General features: G+C 41.3%; 5 protein-coding genes. All 5 read left to right on the plus strand.

Annotated elements, in window-relative coordinates:
• Positions 1 to 69: 69 nt before the first annotated feature.
• Entirely contained in the window at positions 70 to 1,197 is a 1,128-nt protein-coding gene (locus QZZ43_RS04695) for an N-acetylmuramoyl-L-alanine amidase (RefSeq protein WP_291856742.1), read from the plus strand.
• 102 nt (positions 1,198 to 1,299) lie between these two features.
• Positions 1,300 to 2,547 (plus strand): MlaD family protein, encoded by a 1,248-nt coding sequence (locus QZZ43_RS04700; RefSeq protein ID WP_291856744.1) that lies wholly within the window; start codon positions 1,300 to 1,302, stop codon positions 2,545 to 2,547.
• Positions 2,548 to 2,844: 297 nt separating this feature from the next.
• The gene (gene dnaA / locus QZZ43_RS04705; RefSeq protein ID WP_291856746.1) at positions 2,845 to 4,296 is read left to right on the plus strand and encodes a chromosomal replication initiator protein DnaA; all 1,452 of its coding nucleotides are present in this window, start codon (positions 2,845 to 2,847) and stop codon (positions 4,294 to 4,296) included.
• Between the two features lie 815 nt (positions 4,297 to 5,111).
• Entirely contained in the window at positions 5,112 to 7,571 is a 2,460-nt protein-coding gene (locus tag QZZ43_RS04710; RefSeq protein WP_291856748.1) for a LysM peptidoglycan-binding domain-containing protein, read from the plus strand.
• 12 nt (positions 7,572 to 7,583) lie between these two features.
• The gene (gene abc-f, locus QZZ43_RS04715) at positions 7,584 to 9,551 is read left to right on the plus strand and encodes a ribosomal protection-like ABC-F family protein (RefSeq protein ID WP_291856751.1); all 1,968 of its coding nucleotides are present in this window, start codon (positions 7,584 to 7,586) and stop codon (positions 9,549 to 9,551) included.
• Positions 9,552 to 9,665: the final 114 nt, after the last annotated feature.

Here is a 9,665-nt window from a genome sequence, read left to right on the forward strand (position 1 = left end):
TTTTTATTTTTGGGATGGTATTTGTTTTTAAAAGCTGCAAATTTGCATCAGCAATAATATTATTCGCTTATGGATATTTTTCTGTTATCATCATATATTCGACACAATTCTTTTTTGTTTGCTTCTGTAGCAGTGTTGTTTTTTGTTTGTTCAATTTCTTTAAATGCACAAAATCAGGAGCCCGTCAAACTTAATACTGTTATTTTGGACCCCGGACATGGAGGCAAGGATGCCGGTGCGGTGGGGCGGATCAGTAAAGAAAAAGAGATTGTTCTGGACATTGCTTTAAGGGTGCGTGATTATTTGAAACAACATTTGCCGGAGTTGAATGTCGTGATGACCCGCGACAAGGATGTGTTTGTTCCTTTGAATGAAAGAGCAGTCATTGCTAATGAAAATGATGCCGATTTATTTGTGTCAATTCATGCCAATTCTATGTCCACCTCCAGGATATATGGCGCGGAAACTTTTGTGCTGGGCCTGCACCGCTCGGAAGATAACCTGGAAGTTGCAAAAAAAGAAAACTCCGTAATTGTACTGGAGGATGATTACAAAGCAAAATACGAAGGTTTTGATCCCAACTCCACCGAGTCGTACATTATTTTCGAATTGATGCAAAACGTATATCTTGATCAAAGTATTGGTTTTGCATCAGCTGTTCAGAAACAGTTTCGTGAAAGAGTTGGACGTCACGACAGAGGTGTGAAGCAAGCCGGTTTTTTGGTGCTTCGTGAAACTTCTATGCCCGGCGTTTTAGTCGAAGTTGGTTTTCTCAGCAATCGGAATGAAGAACGCTATATGAATTCTGAGGACGGAAAAGTATATTTGGCATCGGCCATTTTTAGGGCTATCAGGGATTATAAGGAGCATTTTGATAAAATAAATTCCAAATTGGTGACACGAAGTACTTTCCCGGGAATCAATAGTAATACCGATAATGAGCAGGCATCAAACTCCTCGTCGGCAGTTCAATACCGTATTCAGATTGCCAGTTCACAGAAACAACTGGAGGCAAATCAGGGGGTTTTTAAACAATTTGATTCGGTTTGGGAATATCAGGAAGGCGATTATTATAAATATACCACCGGTCTGGCAACGAGTCATGAGGAGATTCTTGAAAAGTTGCCGAAAGTGAAACAAGTGGTACCCGATTGTTTTGTAGTAGGTTTTAAGGATGGTAAACGGATAATACCTTAAATTTTGTTTGCTGCACGAACACTCAGTTAGATGGACTGGTTGCTCTGTTCCTTGCAGCCTGTTGTGACCGGTTTCTTAACCCGAATCAAAAAAATATTACCAATGATAAAGCTAAAGAAAGAGTATAAAATTGCAATAACTGTTGTTGCTGCCCTGACCATATTAATCTGGGGAATGAGTTTCCTCAAAGGGAAAAATATTTTTGACTCAGGAACGGTTTATTATGGTGTTTACTCCAAAATCGACGGCCTTACAGAGTCCAGTCCCATTCATTATCATGGATACAAAGTGGGTTCGGTATTGGAAATTCAGTTCTATCCCGAACGTGAAGACCGTTTTGTGGTTGCATTCTCAATGGATAAAGAAATGCCCTTAAATGAGAATACCCGAGCTCTGATATACAGTTTCGATTTGATGGGGGCAAAGGCTGTTCGTTTGGTCGATGATGGTGCCGGGAAGATGTTGATACCCGGTGACACCTTAAAAACCGGAATTGAAGGTGGCCTCACCTCCGAACTTGGCCCCATTAAAAATAAAGTGGAGAACCTGGTTGTAAAATTGGACAGTACTCTTAACAATCTTTCAGGTGTTTTTTCTGACGAAAATAATCAAAACCTGGAAGAAGGGATGAAGAGTTTTCGGGCAATGATGCAAAATCTGGAACAGACGACTGCAGCAGTCAATGCTTCACTGGGTAATGGGGGGGCGTTGAATAAAACACTGGATAATATCGATGCCGTCACCGGCGAATTGGCGCAGCAGCAGGAAAATATTGCTGTCACAATGGAGAACGTGGCCCGGTTTAGTGGTCAGCTAAAAGAGATGCATCTGGATAGCCTGGCTGTTAAAATTGATTCCAGTCTGCTTATTGTAAATGCATTGCTTCAGCAGGCCCAAAACGGCGAAGGAAGTTTGGGGTTGCTGCTCTCCGATGAGGGATTGTATTATAATTTAATGGATGCATCGGCCAATCTGGACCGTTTGCTGGCCGACATCCGACACAATCCCGGTCGCTATCTGAGCATTTCAGCTGTGGATTTGGGCAGAGATGTTTATCTGAATGTTTCCGATGAACGTGCAGAACAAAAAGGAATAGTTTATAAAGTTAAAGTAGCTGAATCGGACAAACCACTCGACCTTAAAAATCAAATGGTAAAAGATGAATATCGCGTTTTTGAGGATACAGATGGCCAAAAATACACTTACACCATAGGTCAATCTTCTTCCTATTCTGATATTAAGGGACTTCGGGATGAAGTCCTCCCTTTGTTTCCACGAGCCGATGTAGTGGCTTTCCGTGATGGAAAACCCATTCGACTAATAAAAGCTCTTAGGCAAAGCGGGGAGTAACAGTGAATATATTGTTAAGCAGAATTCGTTAAAAAAAGAATTTGACGAAAAAGATAATCTTTTTTTATTTTCTCTTCAATAACCTTTCTTTCAATGTTTTGTGTGTGTTAACCGAAAGTTAATTTTTTTGAATTACGTGCTGGTTTACAGATGTTTATGAGTGGTTAATTTCAATAGTTTGACTATTAGCAGTATAAAGTGATTCCTAAAATTTCAACCCCTAAGGCATTTTTTTTTCCAGTTTTTTTTAGCAAATTTTGTCCTTACCGAAGCATGAATTATTAACATATTGTAAAAATGGAAGGCATAGAAATCAAACTGGATCATAAGCAAATTTGGGCTGAGTGTCTGAATTACATTCAGGCATCAATACCAGGAAACGATTTTCAAACCTGGTTTGAACCCATTGTTCCACTTAAACTGGAGCATAGAGTGCTTACGATACAGGTGCCTACCTACTATTTTTACGAATTCATTGAAGAACAGTACATTAAGTTAGTGGGGAAGGCTCTTCGGGAGATTATCGGGCCTGGTGCCAAACTTGAGTACAGTGTGGTGATGGCACGTAAACAAACGCCTTCGGTTTCCAATTCCTATACCGTCAATTATCCCACAGCCGAACGTCATGATTTGCGTAATCGCGCAGTTGACAAAAAGTATTCACGTCAGGAGCAACCTCAGATCAGAAATCCTTTTATTATTCCGGGTGTTAAGAAACTGGATATTGACCCACAATTGAATCCTGAATATACCTTTGATAATTTTGTGGAAGGCGATTGCAACCGTCTGGCCCGTTCTGCCAGTGAGGCTGTTGCAAAAAATCCCGGTAAAACCGCTTTTAATCCGCTCTTTTTGTATGGCAACAGCGGTCTTGGAAAAACCCATTTGGCACAGGCAATTGGTATCGAGGTAAAGAAATTTTATCCCGAAAAAACGGTGCTATATGTGAGCGCTAATAAATTTACTACCCAATATACCGATTCTGTTGCTCGTAATTCGGCCAATGATTTTATGCATTTCTATCAGATGATTGATGTATTGATTATTGATGACATTCAGGAATTGGCTGGAAAAGAAGGTACTCAAAACACCTTTTTCCACATCTTTAATCACTTGCATCAGTCTGGTAAACAGTTGATTCTCACCTCAGACAAAGCACCCGTTGCCCTGAAGGGGATGAAAGAACGACTACTGACCCGTTTTAAATGGGGGCTTCCGGCCGATTTGCAGTCACCCGACTTTAATACCCGGGTGGATATACTGAACAACAAAATTTACAAGGATGGTATTTCGGTATCTGATGATATTGTCTTTTACATTGCCTCCCATATTACCGATAATGTACGCGAATTGGAAGGAGCACTAATCTCGCTTCTGGCTATGTCCACTCTTAACAAGGCAGAAATCACCCTTGATATTGCCCGTAATGTTGTTGACCGACTGGTTAGTAAACCCCAACGTGAGATAACTGTGGAGCAGATTCAAAAGAAAGTTTGCGATTTTTATGGCCTGAAAATGGATGTACTGCAGTCAAAAACCAGAAAACGTGAGATTGTTCAGGCCCGGCAGGTGGCAATGTATTTTTCCAAGAACTATACTAATTCATCGCTTTCCTCCATTGGTTCTCAGATTGGTCAGCGAGATCATGCAACTGTTTTGCACGCCTGTAAAGCCGTTAAAAATCTACAGGAGACTAACACAGAGTTTAAGCACCAGTTGAAAGAAATTGAAGGGCTTATCAGACAATGAAATTTTAAGGAAAACCAGATGTTTGGATTATATTTCCCGAAATGAATGTTTCAAAAATCAATGCAATCCTGAAATGAGTGTTTTCCCTGAATGACAATTTTTATTTTTAATAGATGAGCCGTTGAGAAAAATATACTTTTAGTAACAGACACAAAAGATTCAGTTTGTAAAAACAGAAAGCCCCTTTCAGATGATTTATTTGATGGGGGTTTTTTATTTTTTCGAAATTTCTGAGGAAAATTTAATTGACTGTTTCAAAAGCAAGAAAAACGCGGTATTTGGCGTTTTCCTGCAATAACGAAAACGTAACTAACACTAACCTTGTTTAAAATAAATATTCTTGGCTCATCACAGGTTTGGATACCAATTTTGAATATTTTGACCTTTTATAAAAGAAATTTCTAACAATTACCAAAGCAAACGACACCTTCAGCGTCGTTATTTTGTGTTTTGCGAACAAATGAGCCCATCAGGCTTTGCTTCCCTCAAATATAAATGCATGACCCCGAAGAAGTGAGTCAAATATTTGTAGAGGTAATGTTAACATGAGAATCGACCACCAATTTGTTTTAATGAAAAATCGTCTCTTTTTTTTGCGAAATAGGTTTTTGTTGGTTTTGGAAAGCCAAAACATTACAAAACCATAATTGGGATCAGGGTTTAAGGGATGAAATACCATTTGTTGAACAATGTTTAGGACACTATTGTAACGCACTTAAAGTTTCTTTCCTTTAAAAAACTTATCTTTGGTACTTTGTTTGATGTTTTTTTGCGATTTTTGTAGGCCAGAAAAAACGATTTTGAAAAGAGTGATCATGTTAAATAATATTTTCCGAAAATACAGTGCTGTTGTAATACTTATTGGATTGTTAACAACGGTCTGTACAGTTGTCCCAGCTCAGGATGACCAAACTTCAGGGGAGCACCGAATTGTAATTGACGGTCGGGAATATTACCTGCACGTGGTGAAGCCGGGAGAGGGGTTTTTTGCATTGGCCCGTCGCTATAATGTTTCTCAGCAGGAGATTATTGAAGCCAACCCGGAACTGGATGGAGGATTAAAAAGAGATCAGGTTGTCAGAATTCCTGTCATTAAAGGAAGAAATGATAACAAAACCAATATTGAGCGTTCCGAAAATTACATTCTGCATACGGTGGAGAAGGGCCAGACAGCCTGGTATATTTCACGCAAGTATGATGTGGATGTTGAAGATATATACGAACACAATGCAGGTTCGGAGAAACAACTGATTGTTGGAAGTATCATCCGGGTTCCCATAATAAAGGAAGATATTGATCCCGATAAACAGTCGGTGGATAAAGACTTTTTGTATTATGAGGTTCAGCCCGGGAATACCCTCTATTCTTTGGCTCGCAGATTTAATATTTCTGTAGATGATATTTTAGATAATAATCCGGCACTTCGGGATGGAAGCTTGTTGCCCGGGACATTGGTGAGAATTCCCAGGGTAGTTGATTCTGCCGATGCTGCGGTACAAACTGGTGGAACGAAGGAAGGCATGATTCAGGGAGAGGCTTATACTTACCACGAAATCCGCCCGGGTCAAACACTCTATTCCATCAGCCGGCTTTACCAGGTTGACCTGGCGGTGATACGGGATGCCAATCCTGATGTGGACACCAATGATTTGAAACCGGGCTATATGCTTCGGATACCCAGGCAGCAAAAGGATGAATCCCTGGCTTCCGGACAGTCAGCAAAAGATCAGGATCTGTTTGAGCGTCATAAAGTGAGGCGGAAAGAAACACTTTTCTCCATATCCCGGCAATACAATGTGGATATGGAAACCATCCGAAAAGTCAATCCTGATGTTGATTTTTCAAACCTGAAAAAAGGTACTGAACTCAACATCCCCAAGGACCAGTGGTTTGTGCAGAACCTGTCGGGTGTTGACGGTGAGGGCAAGGTTGCCGGGACTTTTCCCGACTCGCTGAAGATTGAAAGGTTTATTCCTTCCCAGTATTTATGCGACAACAGGGAAGGCATTGGTCATGCACGTCCGGCCCGGGTGGCACTCCTTTTGCCTTTTGCTTTGGATGCGACGGATGAGGCTAACACGATTGTAAAAGTAGAAAATGGTGATACCATTCGCACCCCCCGGAAATATCCGGTCATATCGCGCAGTTCGCGTATTTTTGTCGAGTTTTATGAGGGAGTTCTACTGGCCCTGGATGAACTGAAAAAACAAAACATCAACATCAACCTTTCGGTTTATGATATTTCACAGCATAACGGAAATATTGAGTTGCTCCTGAAGTCTAATCCCGAATTAAAAGAGGTGGATATGATTATCGGACCTGCTCGTTCGGATGATCTGGAAGCGGTATCCAAATTCTCTATCGAGCATCAAATAAAACTGGTCTATCCGTTGTCCAATGTCAACCCGGTTCTGGATCGGAATCCTTATGTGTTTCAGGTGAATACTCCGGACACCCTTTTGTTTAATAAAATGACCAACGAGATTGTGCGTCAGTCAGAATCCTACAATTTATTGGCCATTATTCCTGAAGGAGAGGACCTATATGCTTCTGCATTTATGGATGAACTCAGGCAAAAAGTCTTTTTTAATGAATTTTCTTTAAACAAAGACATGAACTACCGGGAGTACCGCATGATGGGGAAAGAAGACATGACTAATCTGGAGGCCCTGTTGGATCCTATGAAAAAGAATTTTGTGGTTGTTCCCACCAACAGCGAGGCCACCCTCTCTAAAATTGTGCCTACTCTGGCCGGAATTGCCGAGAAGGGTAAGGTGAAGATATCTTTGTTTGGAATGACTGAATGGCTTAGAGCCCAATCTATTGAGCCCGAGGATATGTTTACGCTCAATACGCAGTTGTTTACTTTCTTCGCCTTTGATTATGAGAGTGAAAAAACGCATAGTTTTATTGAAAAATACAGAAACTGGTATTATACCGAACCTCATGCCGTTTCATCCTATTTTCAAAATTCCTCTTCATCGTCAGGTTATTCACGTTATGGTGCCTGGGGATATGATGTAGCGTACTATTTTATTTCCTCTCTGACCAAGCGGGGTGAGTTTTTTGAGTTTTGCCCCGAACCGCTGCTGGAGGTTCAGCCGGTTCAGTTTAACTTCTCATTTAAACGCATTTCCAATTGGGGAGGCTTTTACAACGACGGGATATTCCTGCTCAAGTTTCTACCTGGTTACAAGGTTACCCGGACCCCTGTGATTTCTTTTCAACCTATGACTTCCATTGGGGAAGATGGTAATATTATTGAATCGTTTTAATGTAAATTTTATATGGTTTCTGTTAACCAACTGACACTTGATTTTGGTACTTTTTTACTTTTTGAGAATGTTTCTTTTTTAATAAATCCACGCGATAGAATTGGTTTAGTTGGAAAGAATGGCGCTGGAAAAACAACCCTTCTGAAAGTGATTACCGGCTTGCAGGAACCTACTTCGGGTGAGGTAACGATGCCTCGTGACTTTTCTGTGGGTTACTTACCCCAGGTGATGAAACACGACGATCGTTTTTCGGTTTTTGAGGAAACAGAACAAGCTTTTTCGGAAATCAAACGACTGGAGAAAGAGATTGATGAACTTACACATGCCATTCATCACCGGGAAGATTATCATTCGGATGATTATTATGGTTTGATTGATAAACTGACCGAAGCAAACGAACGTTTCAATATGTTTGGAGGTCATGATTATCGCTCCCGTATCGAAGTTACGTTAAAAGGGTTGGGCTTTAAACCATCTGATTTTGAGAGACCTACCTCCGAGTTTAGCGGTGGTTGGCGGATGCGTATCGAACTGGCCAAAATTTTGCTTCGAAAACCTGATTTGTTTCTGCTGGATGAGCCCACCAACCACCTGGATATTGAGTCGATTACATGGCTTGAGGATTTCCTGAAGAATTACAGTGGTGCTGTAGTGCTGATTTCGCACGATAAAGCATTCCTGGACAATGTAACTACCCGGACCATTGAGATTTCTCTGGGTAAAATATATGATTACAAAGCTTCCTATTCCCATTTTGTGACGCTTCGCCAGGAGCGGCGCGAACAGCAGATGGCAGCCTACCGCAATCAGCAGAAGAAGATTGGAGATACCGAGCAGTTTATTGAACGGTTTCGTTACAAAGCCACCAAAGCGGTACAGGTGCAGTCACGAATCAAGCAGTTGGAGAAGTTGGACCGTATTGAAGTGGATGAATTCGACAACAGTAAACTGAACATCAAATTTCCACCGGCCCCGCACTCCGGGAAGGTTGTGGCCAGCGGAAAGCATTTATCCAAGTCGTACGGTGATCTGCTGGTGCTGGATGATATTGATTTTGATATTGAAAGGGGCGAAAAGGTCGCTTTTGTTGGAAAAAACGGCGAAGGTAAGACCACTCTGGCCCGAATCATTATGCAGGAGCTTCAGTACGATGGAAAGCTAAAAATGGGCCATCAGGTCAAGATTGGATACTTTGCCCAGAATCAGGCTGAGCGACTGGATGATAAACTGACCGTTTTTGAAACGGTGGATAAGGTTGCTACCGGAGATGTGCGAACTAAAGTGAGGGATTTGCTTGGTGCTTTTCTCTTTAGTGGCGAAGAGGTGGATAAAAAAGTGTCTGTTTTGTCTGGTGGGGAGCGTACACGTCTGGCAATGGTGATGCTTCTGCTGGAACCTGTAAATTTCCTGGTGCTCGATGAGCCAACCAACCACCTGGATATGCGGTCGAAGGATATTCTGAAACAGGCGCTTAATGATTTTGAAGGTACAGTGCTTGTGGTGTCTCACGACAGGGAATTTCTGGACGGACTGATAGATCGGATATTTGAATTTACAAATAAGAAAATCAAAGAGCATCTGGGTGGAATTTATGAATTCCTCCGAAAGAAGAAAATGGACAATCTTCAAGAATTGGAGAAAGTGCCTCCTAAAGCCAATAAGAAAGATTCTGGCGCAAATGGGGCGGGTGCCGGCCTGTCGGGGAAGATGGCCTTCGCTGAGCGAAAAGAGCTTAATAAGAGCATAAAAAAGGCCGAAAATGCTGTTTCTTCAGCAGAGAAAGAGATAGCCAGATTCGAAAAAGAACTTGAAGGATTGTCGGCAATTATGGAAAATCCTGAAAAAGCAGCTGACCCTGCCTTTTTTGAATTGTACCAGAAGGTTCAGAAAAATCTGGAAGCCATGATGGAGCAGTGGGAATCGGCACATCTGGAACTGGAGGAACTGGAAACCAAAAGGGCAGAGATGGATAATTTTTAATGAACATTTTCCGATGATCAATGACCAATGTTCAATGACCAATGTTCAATGACCAATTATCAATGACCAATTATCAATGACCAATTATCAATGACCAATTATCAATGACCAATT

The organism is Marinilabilia sp. (genome assembly GCF_016278715.1).
Taxonomy (GTDB): domain Bacteria; phylum Bacteroidota; class Bacteroidia; order Bacteroidales; family Marinilabiliaceae; genus Marinilabilia.